The 21,571-nt window shown below is 46.9% G+C and carries 19 protein-coding genes; 14 read left to right on the top strand and 5 right to left on the bottom strand.

Features of this window, described 5'->3' with window-relative positions; genetic code table 11:
- Nucleotides 1-866: 866 nt before the first annotated feature.
- The 8 genes from ecpA to ACQ3G7_RS18160 all read left to right on the top strand — a co-directional run bounded on the left by ecpA (nucleotide 867) and on the right by ACQ3G7_RS18160 (nucleotide 9,494).
- Nucleotides 867-1,448 carry a common pilus major fimbrillin subunit EcpA gene (gene ecpA / locus ACQ3G7_RS18195; protein WP_430890956.1) on the top strand — a complete coding sequence of 194 codons (582 nt, stop codon included), beginning with the start codon at nucleotides 867-869 and terminating at the stop codon, nucleotides 1,446-1,448.
- A gap of 55 nt (nucleotides 1,449-1,503) precedes the next feature.
- On the top strand, nucleotides 1,504-2,172 hold the full coding sequence (locus ACQ3G7_RS18190) for an EcpB family pilus assembly chaperone (protein ID WP_430891020.1): 669 nt from the start codon (nucleotides 1,504-1,506) through the stop codon (nucleotides 2,170-2,172).
- Nucleotides 2,173-2,198: 26 nt separating this feature from the next.
- The gene (locus ACQ3G7_RS18185) at nucleotides 2,199-4,727 is read left to right on the top strand and encodes a CS1-pili formation C-terminal domain-containing protein (protein WP_430891018.1); all 2,529 of its coding nucleotides are present in this window, start codon (nucleotides 2,199-2,201) and stop codon (nucleotides 4,725-4,727) included.
- Complete coding sequence (gene ecpD, locus ACQ3G7_RS18180; RefSeq protein WP_430890954.1) at nucleotides 4,717-6,360, top strand: fimbrial adhesin EcpD; 1,644 nt, start codon at nucleotides 4,717-4,719, stop codon at nucleotides 6,358-6,360. The genes ACQ3G7_RS18185 and ecpD overlap by 11 nt, the downstream gene beginning before the upstream one ends.
- On the top strand, nucleotides 6,350-7,027 hold the full coding sequence (locus ACQ3G7_RS18175) for a fimbrial biogenesis chaperone (protein WP_430890952.1): 678 nt from the start codon (nucleotides 6,350-6,352) through the stop codon (nucleotides 7,025-7,027). The genes ecpD and ACQ3G7_RS18175 overlap by 11 nt, the downstream gene beginning before the upstream one ends.
- A 310-nt stretch (nucleotides 7,028-7,337) precedes the next feature.
- On the top strand, nucleotides 7,338-8,207 hold the full coding sequence (locus tag ACQ3G7_RS18170) for a winged helix-turn-helix domain-containing protein (protein WP_430890950.1): 870 nt from the start codon (nucleotides 7,338-7,340) through the stop codon (nucleotides 8,205-8,207).
- Between the two features lie 34 nt (nucleotides 8,208-8,241).
- Nucleotides 8,242-8,682 carry a YqeJ family protein gene (locus ACQ3G7_RS18165; protein WP_430891016.1) on the top strand — a complete coding sequence of 147 codons (441 nt, stop codon included), beginning with the start codon at nucleotides 8,242-8,244 and terminating at the stop codon, nucleotides 8,680-8,682.
- 191 nt (nucleotides 8,683-8,873) lie between these two features.
- Nucleotides 8,874-9,494: a substrate binding domain-containing protein gene (locus tag ACQ3G7_RS18160; RefSeq protein ID WP_430890948.1), complete on the top strand. Its 621-nt coding sequence runs from the start codon at nucleotides 8,874-8,876 to the stop codon at nucleotides 9,492-9,494.
- Between the two features lie 160 nt (nucleotides 9,495-9,654).
- On the opposite strand, the gene manA is transcribed toward ACQ3G7_RS18160, so the two are convergent.
- The 4 genes from manA to ACQ3G7_RS18140 are packed head-to-tail and all read right to left on the bottom strand — an operon-like array spanning nucleotide 9,655 to nucleotide 15,843.
- Nucleotides 9,655-10,833 carry a mannose-6-phosphate isomerase, class I gene (gene manA, locus ACQ3G7_RS18155; RefSeq protein WP_430890946.1) on the bottom strand — a complete coding sequence of 393 codons (1,179 nt, stop codon included), beginning with the start codon at nucleotides 10,831-10,833 and terminating at the stop codon, nucleotides 9,655-9,657.
- A 5-nt stretch (nucleotides 10,834-10,838) separates the two neighbouring features.
- Nucleotides 10,839-12,239 carry a glycoside hydrolase family 1 protein gene (locus ACQ3G7_RS18150; protein WP_430890944.1) on the bottom strand — a complete coding sequence of 467 codons (1,401 nt, stop codon included), beginning with the start codon at nucleotides 12,237-12,239 and terminating at the stop codon, nucleotides 10,839-10,841.
- Between the two features lie 52 nt (nucleotides 12,240-12,291).
- The gene (locus tag ACQ3G7_RS18145; protein ID WP_430890942.1) at nucleotides 12,292-14,487 is read right to left on the bottom strand and encodes a CBM35 domain-containing protein; all 2,196 of its coding nucleotides are present in this window, start codon (nucleotides 14,485-14,487) and stop codon (nucleotides 12,292-12,294) included.
- A 12-nt stretch (nucleotides 14,488-14,499) separates the two neighbouring features.
- A complete protein-coding gene (locus ACQ3G7_RS18140; protein WP_430891014.1) occupies nucleotides 14,500-15,843 on the bottom strand; it encodes a maltoporin in 1,344 nt (447 codons plus the stop codon).
- A gap of 89 nt (nucleotides 15,844-15,932) precedes the next feature.
- Between ACQ3G7_RS18140 and ACQ3G7_RS18135 the strand changes: the two genes are divergently transcribed.
- Complete coding sequence (locus ACQ3G7_RS18135) at nucleotides 15,933-16,064, top strand: hypothetical protein (RefSeq protein WP_430890940.1); 132 nt, start codon at nucleotides 15,933-15,935, stop codon at nucleotides 16,062-16,064.
- An 18-nt stretch (nucleotides 16,065-16,082) separates the two neighbouring features.
- Here the strand turns inward: ACQ3G7_RS18135 and ACQ3G7_RS18130 are convergent, their stop codons facing one another.
- On the bottom strand, nucleotides 16,083-17,357 hold the full coding sequence (locus ACQ3G7_RS18130) for a PTS sugar transporter subunit IIC (protein WP_430890938.1): 1,275 nt from the start codon (nucleotides 17,355-17,357) through the stop codon (nucleotides 16,083-16,085).
- A gap of 177 nt (nucleotides 17,358-17,534) precedes the next feature.
- On the opposite strand from ACQ3G7_RS18130, the gene ACQ3G7_RS18125 reads away from it, so the two are divergent.
- From ACQ3G7_RS18125 to ACQ3G7_RS18105, 5 genes are all read left to right on the top strand, one after another.
- On the top strand, nucleotides 17,535-17,849 hold the full coding sequence (locus ACQ3G7_RS18125; RefSeq protein ID WP_263097231.1) for a PTS sugar transporter subunit IIB: 315 nt from the start codon (nucleotides 17,535-17,537) through the stop codon (nucleotides 17,847-17,849).
- Nucleotides 17,850-17,859: 10 nt separating this feature from the next.
- The gene (locus tag ACQ3G7_RS18120) at nucleotides 17,860-19,185 is read left to right on the top strand and encodes a PTS sugar transporter subunit IIC (RefSeq protein ID WP_430890936.1); all 1,326 of its coding nucleotides are present in this window, start codon (nucleotides 17,860-17,862) and stop codon (nucleotides 19,183-19,185) included.
- Nucleotides 19,186-19,213: 28 nt separating this feature from the next.
- Nucleotides 19,214-19,519: a PTS N,N'-diacetylchitobiose transporter subunit IIA gene (gene chbA, locus ACQ3G7_RS18115; RefSeq protein WP_263097233.1), complete on the top strand. Its 306-nt coding sequence runs from the start codon at nucleotides 19,214-19,216 to the stop codon at nucleotides 19,517-19,519.
- A gap of 54 nt (nucleotides 19,520-19,573) precedes the next feature.
- Nucleotides 19,574-20,512, top strand: coding sequence for an ROK family protein (locus ACQ3G7_RS18110; RefSeq protein ID WP_430890914.1), 939 nt, complete (start codon nucleotides 19,574-19,576; stop codon nucleotides 20,510-20,512).
- Between the two features lie 62 nt (nucleotides 20,513-20,574).
- On the top strand, nucleotides 20,575-21,546 hold the full coding sequence (locus tag ACQ3G7_RS18105) for a LacI family DNA-binding transcriptional regulator (protein ID WP_430890912.1): 972 nt from the start codon (nucleotides 20,575-20,577) through the stop codon (nucleotides 21,544-21,546).
- Nucleotides 21,547-21,571: the final 25 nt, after the last annotated feature.

The raw sequence follows: 21,571 nt of genomic DNA, 5'->3' as shown, positions 1-21,571 counted from the left end.
ATTTTATGCACAACATTTAGTGATGTCATTGCATTGGCATAACTCCATCGCCAAAGTGTGGAAAAGTGCATCACGCCTAAAACAATAGCCGATATTTTATTGAAAACCGCAACCAGTTTATAAAGCCAGTCATTTCAAGCAATAACATCACTCTTAAATTTCCAATTTAATACAGTCTGACAAATAAAAAACATTCATCAATTTGATGAGTTTTATTTTCTGGTCAGCTTTTTCTCTGGCTGAATCCAATTCCAGACATCTTATCACAAATTATTTGCGATAAGATTAATAGATTACATTTTGTACTCCATCCTGCTCATCCTTAGCTGTCGAGGCGCAACGGTGAATTAATGAGAAGTTATCACTGTTTTTCTTACAATGTTCTCCTTTTTTGGAAAGATTGGATTCCTTATGACATAAAACGGCACCTCTGTAGTTCTTAAAAAAAAATAACTCCCATTCTGTCGGACGACACAAATGTTAGATAAAAGTTGAAAAATGACGCAACACTATGATTGATAACGCTTTTATAGTTAACATTTTTGCAATGTAACTTATTTTATTTAGTCATTATATCTTTTTACTAACCAGCCAGGACCACCACTGCTAATCTTAAACACGCAAACGAATGGTCAGAAAAGCAGGATTGAAGCCTTATTTGCTAATAGAAATTGTCAAACCATTATCATGGCAAACGGCAATGCTTATGCTAAGCAAGTAAAATTTCAGAACGTAACCGCCGTACCTGTATACATATAACGATAATAAACGGGAATAACATAATGCCAAACCGTGAAAAACACCCATGGTAGTCTACATGGAATTTCACCAACATAAATTGTCCTTCAATATAGTGGTAAATTAATATGAAAAAGACTGCAATTATTCTCGCATTAATCGCAACATTTACAACCGGAAGTGTTCAGGCCGGCGTTACAGCTCAGGCCGTTGCCACCTGGTCAGCAACAGCCAAAAAAGACACGACGAGCAAACTGACTGTTACGCCTTTAGGTAGCTTATCTTTCCAATATGCTCAAGGCGTCGGTGGTTTTGGCTCACAAAGAGGGTTATTTGACGTCGCGGTAGAAGGTCAGCCCCAAACAACAGCATTTAAACTCACCTCCCGACTACTTGCTAATACGCTTACACAGCTCAATGGTTCAGGCTCTACTCTGGAGGTCGGTGTAAGCTATTTGGGAACATATTTATCCAAAGGCAGCAATACCGTGATGATTGATACAGCTAGCGGTATTCTTGGTGGTAATTTAAGTCCTCTGGCTAACGGCTATAACACCACTGGCCGTGCAACAGCACAGGATAGTTTCACATTTTCCATTATTAACGGCACATTAGACGGTTCAACACAGGCATCTGACTTCAGCCAACTCCCAGAAGGGATTTGGAGTGGTGACGTTAGCGTTCAATTCGATACAACCTGGACCAGCTAATTTTTTATCTAAAGCAGGAGCGGCCAACCGCCCTGCTTATTTTTATGGTATGTCAATGAAAAAGACCATTTTGATAATATGGATCATACTCATCTGTCCATTTCCTGCGTCGGCACTTGATGTTGGTGATATCTCATCCTTCATGCATAGTAATGATTCGATGATAAGCAAAGAGATCAAAAATACGACTACTACAGGGCGACTTATTAATATCCATATAGATAGAATAACCACACCATTGGAGAACGGAAAGACAATTCCAATGGAAAGTAAAAATGAGCTTTTACTTACCCCTGGGCGTTTATTATTGCCGGCAAAAGGCAATGAAATTATCCGTTTTTATTACAATGGACCTGATGATAACAGAGAGAGGTATTATCGAATCACATGGTTTGACCAGGCATTAAGTGAGGTGCAGAAAAACAATTCGTCACGAAATGCTGTCGCCACAGCCTCTGCCCGTATAAGTACAATTTTAGTTGTATCGCCACGCAAAGTGAAATATGACTATCAGTACAAGCTGGGTGAAATACTAAATACTGGAAATGCCACACTCCGGATCATTGCATATGGTCCATGCCTTGCAAGTAAACAAGGTAGCCAGTGCAAGGAAAACTACTTCCTGATGCCTGGAAAATCACGAACATTCACACATGTTGATGTATCTGATCCCAACGGACACATTGCTTTTTGGCAAGCCGAGCACTTTACCCCAGTAAAATAGACATTTTATCGTGGAGTTATTACGCTTTGTGTATCTTGCATAATCGTTTTTCCAAACTTATAAATACTTTTGGCGCAGTGCTATTTACTCTTTCAAATAGCACCTTTGCTGTCACATCTGATATCAGTCAAATAGGCGGCATAATTATTCCAAAAGCATTTGATAACGCATTGCGTGATGGAATGACTATTCCCCTTTTCCTTCATCTGGATGGCGTACAGGGAAACCAGGATGATCAGCGCATCGGAACTGTTTCAATATTGCTTGCTAATAATATGATCAAGGTGCATCAAATTACACTTGAAGAGAAAGACAATAATGCATCGGTAAATGAACAAACACGTCAGGAATTATCTGCACTTACACAGACCGCATTTGACCAGAACTTTGTCATTCAGCTGAATCAAAACGCAAAATTATACTTAAATTTCCAGCAACTGACATTACAGCTTATTGTCAATCAGAAAGCTTTAGCAACTCATTTACTTTCCCGCAACGATGATATTGGAAAATCCAGTGGGGAAAGTCTCAGCCACACAGTAAGCTACAACCTCGGCGTTTATAATAACCGAATGAGGAATGGAGAGAACAATACATCCAGTTATCTTTCAATGAATAACGTCACTGCTTTACGTGAACACCATATTGCTATAGATGGAACATTTTACGGCATCGGGACAAACAGACAGCAAAAAGAAATATACAAAGCGATGTATGAGCGTGACTTTGCCGGTTATCGCCTTGCGGGCGGAATGTTAGATTCATGGAATATGCAATCGCTCGGTCCAATAACAGCGATCGCCTCGGGTAAAACGTATGGTATCTCATGGGGAAATAACGCGAACTCGACTGTCTTCGACTCATCACATTCCACCTTACCTGTCATCGTTTTTCTCCCTGCTGCTGGTGAAGTTCATTTATATCGGGATGGGAGATTACTCAGTGTGCAAAACCTCGACATGGGCAGCCATGAAGTAGACACCCGAGGATTGCCATACGGTATTTACGACATCAGTGCTGAAGTCATTGTTAATGGTCAGACAGTCAGTAAAACCATTCAGCGCGTAAACAAAGTTTTCGCACACTCCCGGGGGGCCGGTATGCCCGTGGGTTGGCAAATTTGGGGTGGAAGTATGCATATGAATACCTGGAGCGCAGAAAACGGGAAAAAAATGCAGGCAAAAACTACGCCCCTTCTGGGGCTATCCGCATCTGGCGGATTTAAAAGTCTTAGCTGGATGGCTACAGGATATAGCTATAACGCTCTTACTATTGGTGAAACACAGTTCTCCTGGCCTGTCGCCAATTATATAACATTGAGTATGCAAAATATGGTAACCACCGATCGCTCATGGAGTAGTACCAGTAGCCTTAGTCTTTCACTTCCAGGAGGATTTAGTTCCGTATGGTTCAGCCAGGATAAAGCCGTTATTGGTAATAAGTTACGCCGCCATGGTTCAGATAGCCAGGCAATTGGTGCGTCATTGAATATGAATGCGTTATGGTCTCTGCTGGGAACAGTCAGCGGCAGTTATAACGATGACCGTCGCAATAAGAGCCGGTACTTTACTACAGATTATACGCAATCACTCTATAACGGACGGTACGGTTCTTTAGGCGTACGAGCTGGAATTCAGCGGTATGAAAGCGGTTACTACGGTAGTCGCATCCGTACAGAGAAATATATCGGTCTGGATTTTACCCTGCCATTGGGAGGCTGGCTTAGAACAGGTCTAACGAATCAAAATGGCTATACACTTGCTAATTTGTCTGCGCAAAAACAATTTCATGATGGTGTCATCCGCACATTCGGAGCCAACCTTTCTCGCGCTATATCGGATAAAAGCGGGGATGACAAAACATTAAGCGGCGGAGCATGGACACAATATGAAACCCGCTATTCATCGGGAACATTAAATATCAATAGTGGCATTGATGGATATATCAACACCAACCTGACGGCCAGCGGAAGCATCGGTTTGCTCGGGAAACATATTGCTGCCAGCGGGAATAGTGAAGGTAATGCCGGTGTCATTTTCCGTACTGATGTTGGCGATGGAGGCAAACTTACTGCCAGGGTTAATGGCCGTACTTTTCAGTTAAGCGGCAAACAGAGTTATATTCCTCTTGAACCCTACAATCGCTACGAAGTCGAAATTAATAACAATAAAGACTCACTAGATAGCTACGATATTGTTGGTGGGAGAAAAACCGCACTCACGCTTTATCCCGGTAATGTTATATTGATTCAGCCATCGATAAAGCAAATGGTTACCGTTTTCGGTCGCATGCGAGCAGAAGACGGAACGTTGCTTACGCATACTCAAATCAATAACCACATTGGCAAAACGACAACGGACAGTAATGGTGAGTTTGTTATTGATATCGATAAAAACTATCCAGACATAGATTTTTTTTACAGCGAAGATAAAAGCTGCGAAGCGTCGCTGGATATCCGAGAAGCTCGTGGTGCAGTTTGGGTTGGCGATGTCATCTGTCAGGGATTGAAAACGTATACCTCCACCCTTTCTACAGGATCCGACCATGAAGGTTAACCTGACTTATCTTATTCCTTTGTTTTTTATTTGCTTGCTGGCTCCCCCATGCTATTCAGCCGTGACCAAAACTGTATGGGGAGACGCGCCAACACGTGAGTATGTATTCATCGAAAATGACACAGACGATAATTTTTTTGTGACGCCTGGGGGCGTATTGGATCCTCGCATGACCGGATCGAATCGATGGACGGGTTTAAAATATTCAGGTTCGGGGACGAAATACCAGGAAAGTCTGGGATATATCGATAATGGTTATAACACACTTCTGCTGGGAAACTGGAGATTTGATATGTGGCTAGACAATGCCCCTGTGTCACAGCCACTTCGCGGATTACGTTGTATTAACTGGTATTCAGGTTGCGATATGAATACCAGCATGATTCCGCCTCAGACAACCGATGCCAAAGGATTTTACGGCGTTACCGTACCGGCTGGCGATGCGAAATGGATGCATGGAATGATGTCCGACCAGTTTTACCAGTATCTCAACGCCAGTTCAGTGGGCAGTAATTTCACTATGACCATCAATACCTGCCAGACCAAAGAGGGCTATAGCGCCTATGCGGGTCAACGCTGTCGGTATATGGGATCCGGCTACTGGTATGTGCGAAAAGTCTCATACACCAAAGCAGCCCATTTGAAGTTATACAATACCAACGCGTTGTCGGAGATTTTTATTAATAGCGATGGCCGTCCAACGTTAGGAGAAGGCAGTTCCGGATGTAATATTCAGGTTATTGGCGGACGCACAGGTGTAGCATGCAGGATGATGAGTTATATGCTAAATCATAATGGTCTTAATAATACTTCTATTCGTTTTTTCCCGGCGATCAACCATCTGGCCCTGGCAGCTGCGATCAAATCCGGAGACATGCAATTTAGTATTAACGGAAAATCCTGGAAAAATGTCAGCGGTACAACCAATTATTACCCATTTAATGATATGAAAGGTGGAAATTCGATATTCATTTTTTTGTCTGATAATTTTTTCAAGACGATGGTTAATCTGGGAATAAGCGATGCGAATACACGGGATTTATTCAATTTCCGTGTTCAGAATATCACGGCCCCCGAATCAGGCTGGTATGAATTCTCACCCTCGGCACAAATGGTTATCAAACCTCGCGACTTCAGCGTCAGCATTATATCCAAAGATTATATGGCTAATCCACATCGCACCGGAACTGTAGGAAAAACAAAACCTGCACTGGATTTTGATTATATTGTTACAACCAGCGGCAAAACGGCAGCAGATGAGGTAATGGTACAAATAACCGGCCCGACACAAAATATCCATGGACGCTCATGGTGCATTTTTAGTTCGGATGACGGTCTTACGCATGTTCCCTTCCCTGCTTCGCTGATCTTTACAACAAAGGAGGGTGTCAATAAAACTTATGATGTCGGTTGTGACGGGCAGTGGCGAGATATTACCGATGCTCTATGGGTTACAACGCCCTGGACAGATACGAGCGGAGGGACGGGTGTTATGAATAAATCAAATGTAAGATTCTCCATTGCTATGGATTCCCCAGAATCGATATACACGACAAATCAGGCAGGATGGTATGGAGACGTCAGTGCATCCGGTGAAATTCGAGTAAAGGCAATATGGAAAAATGTTCCGTAAAATTACTAAATACATCTGCATTGCAACCGCATTTTTTATAAGTGCACATTCACAAGCTATTTATGTCGGTAGTCTGACCTTTTCAATGGCACCCGACAGCAGAATGGTGACAAAATATGTTATTAACAATAATAAAGCAACGCGGCTTTATCGCATAACCGCTGTACCTATAGACACGCCAGGCCAGTATGAAAACAAAACGCAGGCTGTGGATGGAGAACTGCTGTTCTCTCCACGGCAAATTACGCTTCGACCTGGTGAAGGTGACTTTTTTAAATTTTTTTACAATGGACCCAAAGATAGTAAAGAGCGTTATTATCGTGTGGCATTTGAGGAAATACCATTATTAAACCAGACAGGCATGAATAATGCCAATGGCAAAGCGAGTATAATTCCAGTCATAGTAATAGATACAATACTGGTCGTTCGTCCTCGCAACACCCATTTCAAATGGATGTATAATCGGCAGGCAGGAATATTTAAAAATAGCGGTAACACATGGTTCAAGCTACTCATAAAACCTGATTGCGAAGCTACAGAAGACGAAAGTGATGCCTGGTATATGCGCCCAGGAGACACTCTTCAGCATAAGACGCTCGAAAACCCAGCGAATATATTCATTGTTTATAACGATCGCTTTATAAAAGTCACCGATGAATGCAAGTAATTGTCCTTTTAACAGCAATACGTTATTATAGCCATCAATGAATTGGCTAAATCAATTCAATTTTTGTACACATTTTCATCCATCCATTTCCATAAATCGATGTTTACCCTCAAGGAAGAACACATGTTTGCGCATAAAAAAGCCCGGTCATATGTGATGTTAAGTATTTGTATCAACCCACACAAATCATTGTAAAAAGAATGGTAATCATTCCATTGATATGATGAAATAAATACCGCCAACGCTTTTAATCAGAGAAGATGTAATTCTAAAAAGGGACATAGCCACTGGCTGTGGCGTATATAGATATATGTATTGGATTATCAACGATAATATCGAATTCCGACCGGATGCAAAAAAGCTGATATCAGCCTGCAATCCCGAGATGAACGTAACATTGACAACGCCTGCCAGCCGCTGTCTCCTCCTGCTTTTGGAAGCCTCTCCGGAGATTGTGCTTCAACAAGATTTCTTCAAAAAGGTTTGGGAAGAGGAAGGTATGCTCGTACCAACAAATACACTTTATCAGAATATCTCTATTGTTCGTCGGGGGTTACGTGCCGTAGGCGAAACGGATAGACGATTAATTGCGACTATCCCAAGAAGAGGTTTTCAGATTGACGAAAGTGTTAAAATCACCAGGCGGTCAGACGCCGAAAATATTACAAAGAGCCATGATAACGAGAAGAATATTGACAGTAAACCCAATGATACGGTTAATCTGCTACAGAATATGCATGATGATAAATCAGACTTGAACGAAAATGACTCTGGCATAAAAAATGACAAATCGTACAGAATAAAAATAGCATCCGCCCTCCGTTCTCACCTGTCAATTATTGCCATGCTTATTTTTTTTGCTACAGGTCTGTTTATAAACAGCATTGGAAGGCATTTAAGTTCCGGACCTAACCTGCTCAATACTTATTCATTATTTGAAAGAGACGATGGCTGTAATTTTTATACTAAAGATGACACACTAGACGGTAGTGGTAACTATCAAAAATATAAATCACTGATACTGGGTTCAGGTTTAAATTGCCAGCATTATCCTTGGGTATACTTCCCCATATCAAAAACATCTCCCACGTTAACTGCATTGATTTGCAAGAATAATTTTTTAACGGCATCGGAGCCTGAATGCGTTTCGCTTTACTTCCGAGGAATCAACAGTGACTAGAAAGAAAATAATTTTCTTTTCCTTTTTTTTCTTTATCGCCGGTGTATTCGCGGACTATTTTTATCAAACTTTGATATCGAAACACTATAATGAAGAAAAATGCACCGCATCCCTTATCGTGTTTTATGAGGATACTCGCGCTAATCTGACATTAGATTTTATGTATAACCTGAAAGAACATCGAGGTGTGGTTGCTGTTAGTGGCAATTATATAAAAAACAATCGCCCTGCGGGAAATATACGCAGGGATGTCTCTTATACATGGACAGAAAACAAAGACACCTATAACTTCACATCGACTATGGTAAACAAAGTTAAAAATATTGAAACCTTGTCCGATGACATCATTGCTCTTGTTATGCCTGATTTTTATGTCTACCCACAAAAATACATTAACTATTCCATTCAGAATCAAGGTGATAGTGGTTTTTTATTCACCATCGGTAAAAGACCTTTGTTTTTTTGCGCACGCTGACCTGGTGATACAGAATAGACAACAAGATACTTTCTGCTCACCAGGCCGGGGAAATATCATCAGCGTCCAGGAAAACAGACGATACGGCGGACATCCCGGCATGCTTGCAAGGTGTAAATACCGGGCCACTCATCCAGGCATGATCGACACCAATAAAAGGGCATTTAGCCCACGAGCAGTTGGGAGAGATATTGGCCCAGCCCAGCGGAACACTGCGTGCATCATTACCCGTTGATTTTGCTGTCACCTATCTTGCGCCACTGATTGCGGAATTCGCTGAGCTTTATCCCGGCATTAACTTTGAATTCGACCTGACGCCCAGAAAAGTCGATTTAATAAGCGAACCATCCGACGTCGCGATCAGGATGGGAGAGCCTGAAAACTCCCAACTGATTGCAAGAAAGCTGGCCTCGCTCACCGCGTTTCTGTACGCCTCCCCGGAATACCTGGAACGTTACGGCACACCTTCTGTCCCATCGGAACTGGAGGATCATGAATGTGTGGGCATGTTAAAAATCAACTCATGGACACTTCACCACGGCAAAGAAACTCAAACGGTGAATGTCAGTGGTCGATTTGCATTGAATAATGTGGGAATGATTCGCCGGCTGGCAACGTTACACCAGGGGATTATGCTGATGCCAAAGGAAGTGGTTGCCGATGAGTTGGCGACCGGTAGCCAGGTACAGGTTCTTCCTGACTGGCACGGTTCACCCCGGGCAGTTTACGCACTCACAGAAACACGTCTGATACCGGCGAAAGTGCAGAGATTTATAGACTTCTTGCGTGAACGATTATCCCACCACGATTGAATCGGCGAAATGTTCTCCTGCTAAACGAAAGTAGCACTCTCTGGGGAAATGATTGTCACCACTTAGCCCATGCCGGAGCCCTTTGAGCAGGCCCCGGCGTGAGGTCAGGAATGTCTACAGTCCTGAGGACAAGTATTGACCAAACGCATCGCCATTCAGATTAACCATAAACACGGCATAATCTCCCCGAAAGGGTTAGCGTCCAGTCTCCGGTTGACGCAGGAATAAAGGCAGACTGACCGCAGTTAAGATCAATAACTTCCCCACCCGAATGCTGTAACGAAGCGCGACCCTCGATAACCAGTACAATTTCCGCGCTGGCGGTATGCACCGGAAAATGCGCCACGTCGGTATAGATATCAAAACAAAAATCAGCCACCGGCACAGGATAATGATGTTTCCCATGACCGCTTTCGGGGATCATCAGTAATGTTTCCTGATAAACAGGTTCAAATACCGTACAGGCAACCAGTTCTGTCAGGTTGATCCTTTTCGGTGTTAAACCTGCTCTGAGCACATTATCGGAACTTGCCATAACTTCAACAGCCACACCCTGCACATAGGCATGCAATGTTCCGGGGGAGAGAAACATCGCCTCGCCTGGCTGCAACGTCAGGCAATTCAGGAAAAGCGGCGCAAACAGGCCAATATCATGCGGGTAATAGCGATTCAAACGCTGAATAAACGCCGCCAGATTTTCGTCATACAACGCCGGTGCTTCACTGACCAATCGTTCGATCGCCTGCTGCTTTTCATCCTCAGGCAATTGCATCAATGTGACGAAAAACCCCTGCATCGTTTCCGCGCAAGGACGCAAAGCTAATTGATCAATCGCATCGTCAAGTGAACGAACAGTAAGCCGCCTGAAATGCGTAACGATTTCATCAGGTTTGCGAAAACCGTTCATTGCCATAAAGGGCGTAACTGCATAGACCAACTCAGGTTTATGGTTATCGTCGTTATAATCTGGCGGATTATTCGAACCCTGTTGTTGGCGTTGAAAACCCGCTTGTGCCTGCGCCTTTTGCGGGTGCACCTGTAGAGATAATGCGCTTTCGGCAGCGAGGATCTTAAGCAAATACGGCAGCTCGCCGAATTGTTCCACCATGCGTTTGCCGAGCATGGCATTGTTATCACCCGTAATCAGCTCAGCCAGAGAGCAGGTTTTATCCTGGAAAATAACCTGAGAAACACCAGCCGGATGAATACCCATCCACACTTCTGCCTGCGGTTGGTCATCAGGATTCGGAATATGAAAACGCTGATTAAGTGCGGTGCGACTCCCCCATGGATAGTTCTTCACCGCATTAACGAGTGGGTAAAAACAGGGTTTGCTCACGTCTGTTACTCCTCGCAGATAAACTGATTGGTTTGCGCGAGTGCCTTAAACCATAATCCATTGCGCTTTATTCGCCGTTCTCCCGTTTCAATATCGAGACGATAAAAACCGTACCGGCGTTTGAAGGCATTGATCCATGACCAGTTATCAATAAACGTCCACTGATGAACGCCAAAACAGTTGGCGCCATCGGAAATTGCCCGATGTAGCTGAATTAAATGCTCCTGCATCAGGCCAATACGGAAACTGTCATCAATCACGCCATCAGGTTGTACTGGCCCTTCCGATGCAAGATCCATCGCAATACCGATCTCTGCAAGATACCATTTAATATTGCCGTAATTGTCGCGGATATTCGTAGCGATATCGTAAATAGCCTGCGGTAAAATTTCATTATTATCACGGTAAGGATTAAAACGCCCTTGCGGGTTAACATAATTCTCAAAATAAAATTCTGGGGTGAAGTAGTCGAGCGCATAGTCAGTTTCCCGCGCTTGCACTCGTCGCGGAACATAATAATTGACACCCAGGAAATCAATCTGCGAAGAGGTAATAATATCAACATCTTCCCTCGATACTTCAGGTAAGCACTTATTGGCCGACAGGATTTCGCATAATTCCTTCGGGAACTGATGTTTCACCAGCGGATCGAGGAAGCTACGGTTAAACAGAAGATCGGCGTACCATGCCGCTTTTTTATCTTCCGGCGAATCATTGCGCGTGTAGGAAGGTGTAAGATTCAACACCACGCCAATTTCACCCGCAAGGTTGAGTTCCCGGTAAATGTGAACGGCTTTCGCATGAGCCAGCATGATATTAAATGCCACCTGCGCCGCCAGTTTTCCGTCTCGCTTGCAAGGATAATGGAAGTCATACAAATATCCCCCTTCAACCGGCACAATGGGCTCATTAAAGGTGATCCAGTACTTCACTTTGCCGCCAAATAGCGTAAATGCCGTGCGGGCGAACCGGGCAAACAGTTCTGCGACGTAAGATGATTCAAAACCACCGTATTTTTTTTGCAGCACTTCTGGCATATCAAAATGGTAAAGATTGATCATCGGTTCAATACCGTTGGCAATCATCTCATCAAGATACGCATGATAAAAACGTACCGCATCCGCATCGGGTTCGCCGGTTTCAAAATCGGCAATCAGGCGCGACCACTGAATCGAGGTTCTGAAGGAATTAAAGTTTAACCGCTTCATTAATGCTACGTCGTCTTTATATTGGGTGTAAGTCTCGCAGACCTTTTGTGGTCCGGTTTGCTGATAAAAACGTTCAGGATGTTCCGCGAACCAACTGTCCCAAATGGAACGGTGTCTCTTACCCTCCACGCCTTCGGTTTGCGGACCAGATGCTGCTGCACCCCAGAAAAAACCCGCCGGGAATGAATACCGGGTCATAACGCCTCCTTAATAACAAAAAAGCTGCGCCCGAAAGGCGCAGCCAACATCACTAATCTGCAGTCACTTCAATCGATTTAATAAACATGTAGCCCCAGTCGCCGGGGAACTTACCAAAGCTGATCCGGTTTTCCCCCGCTTTCAGGGTGACAGGCACCACCTTTTGCTGGCCGTGTTCATCCGTTTGCGGAAATTCAACCCCAATCGGCGCACCGCCATTCACCACAAAGGAGTTCTTTTTGCCACCCCATTTCCCGTTGAACGTCACATGCAGGGCAAACTGCCCTTCCCAGGGAACATCAACCCGCCAGGTCACCTTATCGCCTTCATGGGCAAAAGGACCGACGAAGCCGTCATCCCCCAGCACCAGCGGGTTTTCACTGGTGTTGACTGCATCCAGACTGGCGCGACTGACATCCAGCACACCCCCGCCAAAGGTACAGTAGTCCGCTGGCGCTTTCCCGGAGGCCTCTTTCACCGTGACATTGAGGGTTTTGCTACTGCTTAACAGTCCATCGTCAGCCGTGAATGTCAGCGCATAGGTTCCCGGTGCCGAGAACCATGCCCGGGTTTCAGGCTTGCTGGCGTCGCATATATGCGCGTTTTTATTACCGTTGTTGCTCCAGCGCTGCGTTACCTTGCGGTCCGGGAGATCATCGTCCTTCCAGCTTGCTTTCAGCAGGACGCCTTTATCCAGCGTCGTTACGCGCACGCCTTCAAGCGTAACAACTGGCGCCATATTCTGTTGGATATGCGTTACGCTGATAATGTTTGACGGTGCCGAGGCCCCGCTCTCATTTTTCGCTATCACGCGGTAGTAGTACGTTTTTCCCTGTTGCAGGCTGCGGAAATCGTCGCGGAACAGCGCCATTGTGGCCGGGTTCCATTCATTCACCCCATCTGAAATGTCGTTGCCAACGCGTAGCCACGGTCCCTTTTCTGACGTAGCCCGTTCAACATCGTAATAACGTCCAACCGGCGAGCCCATCCAGTTGATGGCGAAAGGCGAATCGGTTTTAAGCAAATGCGGCGCATCCGGCACGGGCAACGGTGGAACCTGTGCTAAACCCGCAAGTTGCGCAGACGCTGTGCGCACCAGATCCACAACCTCGCTTTCCTGGTTGGCTTTTCCCTCCAGCGGAAATCCAGGCAAGTGATAGCTGTAATGACCGGTAAACTCCTTATGCCAGTAGAACCCGCCATCATGTCGGTGACCGCGGAATCCCCAGACAAAACCGCCAATCGCCTGCGCGCCGTTCACTTCGCTATGTACGATGGACTGCATAATGTCATTCAGTTGCGTATGGTCCAGCAGGCCAAATTCCCCCACCAGATACGCCTTTTTACCGCCGATCGCCTGCAGGTCTTTTTGCACCTGAACGGGATGGTTGTTACCGGCATTGGTGTAGTAATGGTTGCTGACGATATCAATGTTCGGATCGGTTAAAGCAAACGGGTTAATCTTCTTGTACGTTCCGTCGACAATCAGCTGGTGCGGCGCCCATTTGCGGATCCACGCGGCGGTTTGCTTGAGGAAATCCGCGTTGGTGTCTTCCAGTTCATTACCCGTTTCCCAGGCCATGATCGCTTTTTCGTCATAATAGGAGCGCCCCGTCACGGTATTTTTACGGGTAATCACCTGACGAATAACATCCAGATACGCGTTGAAGGTTTTGCTGTCGGTACGATAGAAGTCTTCAGGTTTTTCATGATAGAAGGCAGCCAGTTGCTCACGACCACCCCACCACCACCAGTGATCAATAAAGGGCAGAATCAGGCGCAGCTCCTGCTTGTCAGCTTCCGCGATCATGTTGTCGTAGACTTTCATCGCCTCTTCATTAAGGCGTGGCATAGCGTCCGGGCGCTCTGGCGCGAGAATATGCGTTGCACGTCCGCAGGCAACATCGTTTTCCTGCTGCACTGAGAGTACGTAAACACGTTGCGCTCTGGCACCGGTTTGCACCATCGCGCGGATCCAGTTCTCCTGCTCTTGCGGTGTGGGCCATTTGAAATACTGACCCCAGCCGCGGGGATCAGCTTTGCAGGCACCACGTGCGTCATCTTCAATACGGTGTAATTCCGGCGCGTGAATACCGGCAAAACGAAAAACCTTGTCGCCATCCTGAAGTTGCGCCCCGTGACGGGTGATAAAGTTTTCGAAATGCGACTGTTCCGCCGCCATTGCCCCCGCGCTTCCTAGCAGGGAGAGTATTGATACCAGGACTATTTTACGAATGGGTTTACACATGTTTCTCTCTCCTTAGAACCACACCTCGGCCTGGACGCCAACGTTCACGGTATCGGTGCTCCCGCTGCGACTGTATCCCCCCGCTGAGATTGTGTTCGTGCTCCAGTTGTAATTCCCATCCAACGCATCGGACACGCCCTTATCCCATTTGGCGTACGTCACGAAGAAACGCAGCTGTGGTCGGTTCCAGAAACCGGAATCGAAGGTCAGCGTCGGCGCGATGGTGACTTTCGTCAGGCCCCCTTTCCCTTTGCCGTTGACGCCTTTGTAATTTTCATCATCGAGATACTCGTAGCCCACTTCATACTGCATGGCGAAATTTTTCGTGATTTGGTGGTACGGGCGAATACCGGCAACCCAACTGGAGCGTCCCCAGCCGTCGGCATCGCTGCTCCACCAGCGGTAATTTTTATCTTTCTGATAGTAGGCAAACGTAGAGATATCAACCGCGCCCAGCGACGCCATACTATCCAGCACCACACGCCACGATTGTGTATCCTCCAGGTTGGCCCAGCCCCAGCCGTTTTTACCCAGCGAGTCACCCGCCGCCAACCCGCGGCCATACTGCATAACCAGTTTTGAATAACCGCCAGTCAGCCCCCAGAAACCGTCAAAGTTGTACACCCCGGTAATGCCATAACCTTTTTCAGAAGAGGTGGGGTGGTTTTCATTGCGGTTCATGCGATGGCCAATCAGCTCCAGATCCAGCCCTGTCCCGCCGATTTTTTTGAACCACAGGTTGAGGGAATAGTCGTCCGGATAGCCCTGATCGCCCTTATCTACCGGATACGCTTTCGTCTCATTGGTTGGTGAGAAGGCATAGACACCCGCATCAAAACGGGCAAAGCCAAGATCCATATTGTCAAAACCGCCGCCGGTACCGTTGTACTGAATATATTCCCAGTCAAACTGGTGGCTGGAGGTGTTAGAACTGCTGTAGCGTTTTCCCCCCCAGAACGTGATATCCGGGGCAAAGTCGAGATGACTTAACTCGACAAATCCTTCACGAAACTGCACGTCGTGCCCATCATCGTCCTGGCAGTTCCAGTCAGAGGTACATTTGCTCTGGTGAGTGATATTGGCCTGGATTTTGGCCACCGCCCCGGATGCCGCTTTCAGCGTGACTTGTGGAATTAATTCAATTTTCGTGTCGTCTTCGTTACCCAGACGCCATTTGCCGTCAGGCATCAGTCCCACCGAATCGACGCGGTTGCCATCGGAGTTCGCCAAAATGCCGGAGCGAATATAGCCATGAAGGGTAAAGTCATACGCTTTGATGTCGTCGGCCTGCGCAGCACCGCTAAGCGCCGCGTTAATGAGTAGGGCCAGAGGTATTAATCGGTTCAACCTGTTCATCATTTTCCTTTTTCTTTTTTTGAGTGAAAGAGCGTCTGTATGGCGCGAATGGAAATTTACGGATCAAAAATGGAAATGTACATCCACAAATGGAAAGCGCTTTCCATTATTGCTGGATCAAATCACAAATTCTAAAAACAGAGAAAGAAAAGCGTGATGAAAATCACATCAACAGAGAGGAAGGCGAAAACACGCCAGCGCAACAACAATGGCTGGCGTAAAAAACAGGTCTGGCAGGGTTATTTGCTCTCAGAATCCATCAACTGACGCTCATAAACGTTAAAGAACGGGCGGTAAATCATCCACGAATTCAGGAAGGCAAACAGGCACATAAACATATTTTTCCAGCTGCCATTGGCCGACCAGGCGGCACCTAATGGTGAAGGCATTGACCAGGGCAGCATCGCCACCGCGCGATCGAGCACACCAAGATGGGTCAGATACCATGCGATGCAGGCGTTGATCACGGGCACAACGATAAAGGGGATCAAAAAGACAGGGTTAAGTATTATCGGAAATCCAAAGAGAATGGGCTCATTGATATTAAACAGCGAGGGGATGAAACCGATTTTCCCGACGCTTTTCAACTGGCGGGAACGACTGCGCAGCGCCATAAAAATCAACGGCAGCGTTGAGCCAATCCCTCCAATAAGCAGATAAAAGTCCCAGAAACCTTGCAGATAAATATGAGGGAGTTGCGCCTCTCCGCTCGCCAGCGCCTGTTGGTTTTCAAATAAATAGGTCATCCAGAATGGGTTCATAATACCGGTGATAATCAACGCGCCGTGAATACCAACAAACCATAATAAATTACATATAATCAATGAGATGAGTATCGCCGTCAGCGTATCTGAAGCAATAATCAACGGCCGAAATGCTTCACTGATCAGATGGGGTAAAATCATCCCGGTGGTTAGCTTTAGCGTGGTATTGACCACCGTGATAGATAACATCACCACCAGCAACGGCACCAGCAGTTGGAAACCGTTTCTCGTCATCACCGGTACTTCGTCCGGTAGTCGTATACACCACCCTTTCTGATAAAAAAAACGGATCACTTCCACACAGTAAAAGCTGGAGATCAACGCACTAAAAATCCCTAACCCACCGAGGAAAATATTGGCGCCGTCGGTGGTTTTAAAACCAATAAATACCAGAAATGAGAGGCACCCCGTCAGCCCGCATAGCCGTTCCGGCAACTGATATTGCTTTGCCAGACTCGCACTGGCGCCAAAAGCAATAATCAACGCAACCAGTCCTATCGTCAGCTCAAAAGTAGGGAGCAGTATCGGTCGAATAAGCTGGTAGTAACGGCCAAACCCGGAGAAAGGATTAATGGAAACGGGCGGAAAAATCAGCGGCACCATCAGACTGCCAACGATGACGAAAGGCATGGCCAGCGCAAAGCTGTCACGCATCGCTGTGATGTGCTGACTCCGGGTAAGCATGTTGGCAAAGGGCGTTATACGCTGCTCGATCAACGTAACCGCAACATTCATAAGCTGAATGTTCATGGTGGAACCTTTATAGGACGTGAAGTAGCGGGATCATCGCCCACATCAATACAAAGCGGAAGTCTCAATCTGGTGATCCTGCTCACATTTAGCGCATCCATAAACGGAAAGCGCTTTCCGTTTTGAATCCACAATTCTATAGTGCGCCCATTGTTGTCACTCAGTCAGGAGTCTTCCATGAAAAAAATCATGCTTTGCTGTTCAGCCGGAATGTCTACCAGCCTGCTGGTAAAAAAAATGGTCGAAGAGGCGGAAAAGCGCGGCCTGGATGTTGATATTAAAGCCTTTGGCGTCGCGGAATTCGAACAACAGGTGGGCAATTACGAGGTGGTATTACTCGGCCCACAGGTGAAGTACATGCAGAACGATCTGCAAGGGAAAGCCAATACATACGGCATCAGAGTCGAGCCTATCAACATGATGGATTACGGCATGCAAAAAGGGGCGGCGGTTTTAGATTTTGCCCTCTCATTAATCGAAAATAATAAATAAGGGATACACGATGAGTTCTCTGTACTCTCAGTTAATCGCAATGATTGAGCAAAAAATCACTCCGCTGGCTGGCGCAGTCGGTCAACAGAAATACGTCACCTCCATTCGTGACGGTTTTATTCTGGCGCTGCCGTTTATGATCGTCGGCTCTTTTATGCTGGTCTTTATTTTTCCCCCTTTCGCACCGGATACCCATTGGGGGTTCGCCCGCGCCTGGTTACAGTTTTCGTTAGAACACAGGGCCAATCTGATGCTGCCGTATTATTTCAGTATGGGCATCATGACGATATTTATTTCCGTTGGCGTCGCTGCCAGCCTGGCTCGCCACCACGCGCTGGATCCATTGACTTCAGGTATGTTGTCGCTGATGGGTTTTTTACTTATTGCCGCGCCGTTAAACGAGGGGCTCGTTTCAACAGCCTATTTTTCCGGCCAGGGTATTTTCACCGCGTTGCTGGTCGCCATTTATACAACAGAGATGTACGCTTTTCTGCGTCGTCACAATATTACTATTCGCCTGCCGCCAGAAGTTCCCACCGGCGTGGCGCGTTCATTTGAGATCCTCATTCCCGTGCTCGCCGTCGTATTGACGCTGCACCCACTCAATCTGCTGATAGAAGCTCAGTTCGGCATGATTATTCCGGAAGCGATTATGTCGCTGGTGAAACCACTGGTGGCAGCATCGGACACGTTACCGGCCATTCTGCTCTCGGTGCTGGTGTGCCAGATACTGTGGTTTGCCGGTATCCATGGCGCACTGATCGTAACCGGTATTATGAACCCTTTCTGGATGGCCAACTTGTCAGTCAACCAGGCAGCCATTGCCGCCGGTACCGCCATTCCACACATCTACGTTCAGGGCTTTTGGGATCACTACCTGCTGATCGGTGGGGTGGGTTCAACCTTGCCGCTGGCGTTGCTGTTGATCCGCAGTAAAGCCGTACATCTGCGGACCATCGGGCGCATGGGCATCGTACCCGGCATGTTCAACATCAATGAACCGATCCTGTTTGGCGCGCCGATCATTATGAACCCCTTATTCTTCATCCCGTTTGTACTGGTGCCGATGGTCAATGCCACGCTGGCGTACTTTGCCCTCGACTTTAACCTGGTGGCCAGAGTGGTCTCCATGACCCCGTGGACCACACCCGCGCCAATTGGCGCATCCTGGGCCGCGAACTGGGCATTTAGCCCGGTGATCATGTGCCTGATTTGCATGGCAACGGCCGCTCTCATGTATTACCCCTTCTTTAAGGCTTATGAAAAACAATTAATTGCGCAGGATTCTGCCGAAAAGACGCAACCTGGCCGCGTTGGACAGTCTGAAACCGCGTAACAGTCACGATTAAAACGATGAGGATGTTATGGAATTAGAAGAGCAAGTCATGGGCATTATCATCAATGCCGGACAATCACGCAGTCTCTGTTACGAAGCGCTGCAGAGTGCCAAGCAGGGAAACTTTGCTGATGCGGATGAAAAAATGCAGCAGGCGCAGCACTTCGCCCGCGAAGCGCATTTAGTACAAACCCAGCTCATCGAAGCCGATGAAGGGGAAGGCAAAACCAAAATGACACTGGTGATGGTGCATGCCCAGGATCACCTGATGACATCCATCCTCGCCAAAGAATTAGTGACTGAACTTATCGACATTTACCGTACCCGTCATTAAGTCATGCTGCGCAGAAGAGAGGCATGCCCTCTCTTCTTTTACCGGAGAATAACGATGTTTCACCTTGGCCTGGATATTGGTGGTACAAAAATGGAAGCGGTATTGCTGGATAAAAACGGCGATATCCGTTTTCGTGAACGACGCCCAACCTATAAAGCAGATTATCGGGGATTTATTCATCATCTCGTTGCAATGATTGAGCACATCAGGGCCGAACAAACAACCGACTTTACGTTAGGGATCGGGTTACCCGGCGCCATTGATCCCGAAACGGGGCTTATCAAGAATTGTAATTGCCAGGTATTGAATGGCGAGAATTTAGAGAAGGATTTAGCGCTTAGCCTTGATCAGCCAGTGTTCCTGGCAAATGACGCAGACTGTTTTACGCTGTCGGAAGCCATAGACGGTGCCGGGAAAGGGTACGGTACTGTTTTTGGCGTTATCGTCGGCACCGGCTGCGGTGGTGGCGTGGTGGTTAATGGTCAGTTGCTAAGCGGCCCGAATGCCATCGCCGGCGAATGGGGGCATAACCCTCTGCCGGGTTGGATAGCTGAAAGAGATGGCCCGGTTCAGCACTGTTACTGCCTGCATCAAAACTGTATCGAAAGCTTTATTTCGGGCACCGGCTTTAGCCGCCGTTTTAATGCCAAACAAGGAACGCAATTAAGTACCGAATCGATCATCGCTGCAGCGCACGCAGGAGAATCGTTAGCCGCCGCACACTATCAGCACTTTATCGACGCCTTTGCCCGCAGCCTGGCCGGGGTTATCAATACGCTTGATCCCCATGCCATTGTGATAGGGGGCGGGCTCTCAAATGTGGTTTCGCTGTACAGGGATCTCCCGATAGCGATCAAAAAGTATATTTTTTCGCCCTCCTGCCGCACCGTGATTGTTAAAGCAAAATTCGGCGATGCCAGCGGCGTGCGCGGTGCAGCCTGGTTACCGACACTCCGCTCATACGGCGTGCGTAATCGCCCCATAACGGCGTAAGTGACTAATACCTGTTCGCATTTATGGTATCATCAGGAGAAAATCGTAATACAGAAAACACCATGCCTACTATTGATGATGTTGCAAAGTTAGCCAATGTTTCCCGGGCCACAGTCTCACGTGTATTGACCGGTACGCGCGGCGTGCGCGACGACAGCCGGGAAGCTGTTTTAAAAGCCGTGGAAGTGCTCGACTATCGCCCGAGTTTTGCCGCGCAAACTCTTGCCAGTAACACATCAAGCTATATCGGTATGGTGCTGCCTGCTAATGAAGCCAGTTTTAGCGCAACCCTTCTGCCTCGCCTTTCACTTGCGGTAAAAGCGCTCAATAAATCATTACTCATTCAGTATGTGAATGATGAGTACGAGCAAAGAACGGCCATCCAGAATCTGCAACATCAGTGCGCTGCGGTTGTCACGTTAAGTAATGTCAGCAGCGATATGCCCGGCAATGTCATCGCCTTTGATGCATTCTCAGCAAAAGGCAGCGCGCACCAGGGCTACAATTATGCCTTTGCCGCCGAAAGCGCCTGCCGCTATGTGTTGGGAAAAGGCCACCGTAATATTGCCTTACTCGTCGACAATGAAGCCGACACTGCCAGTAAACAGATGCTGGAGGGGTATCGCAGCGTACTGCAAAATTACTCCCTTCCCTTTAACCGCCAGTTGCTGGTGATGGCCAATAATAATATTGAACAAGCCTTGTTAAAGCTGATAAACAGCTTCACGAAATACACTGCGATCATTGCCAAGCGTGACAGTTATGCCGCAGAGGCCATGCGCTTATTGCGTGAGTTTAATATTGCCGTTCCGCAGGAAGTGTCCATTATCAGCCTCGAAGACTCGCCGCTGGCCTCTTTACTTTATCCTCCACTGACCTGTATTTCCTACCCGGTGGAAGAACTGCTGGAAAGCTGTATTCAGCGCATCCGCTCGCTGATTGACGGGCATGCGCTTTTTATGGAAGAAGGAAAGTCAGTGACCGGGCGCCTCGTTGCGCGAGCCTCGGTTATCGATATCACGCATGCGCAGTAACGCGTAATCTGTTAGCGGGAGAAAA

It is taken from the genome of Kosakonia sp. N21 (genome assembly GCF_050587465.1).
Lineage (GTDB): Bacteria > Pseudomonadota > Gammaproteobacteria > Enterobacterales > Enterobacteriaceae.
Note: the sequence above shows the minus strand (reverse complement) of the source record. Positions and strands in the feature narration are given on the sequence as shown.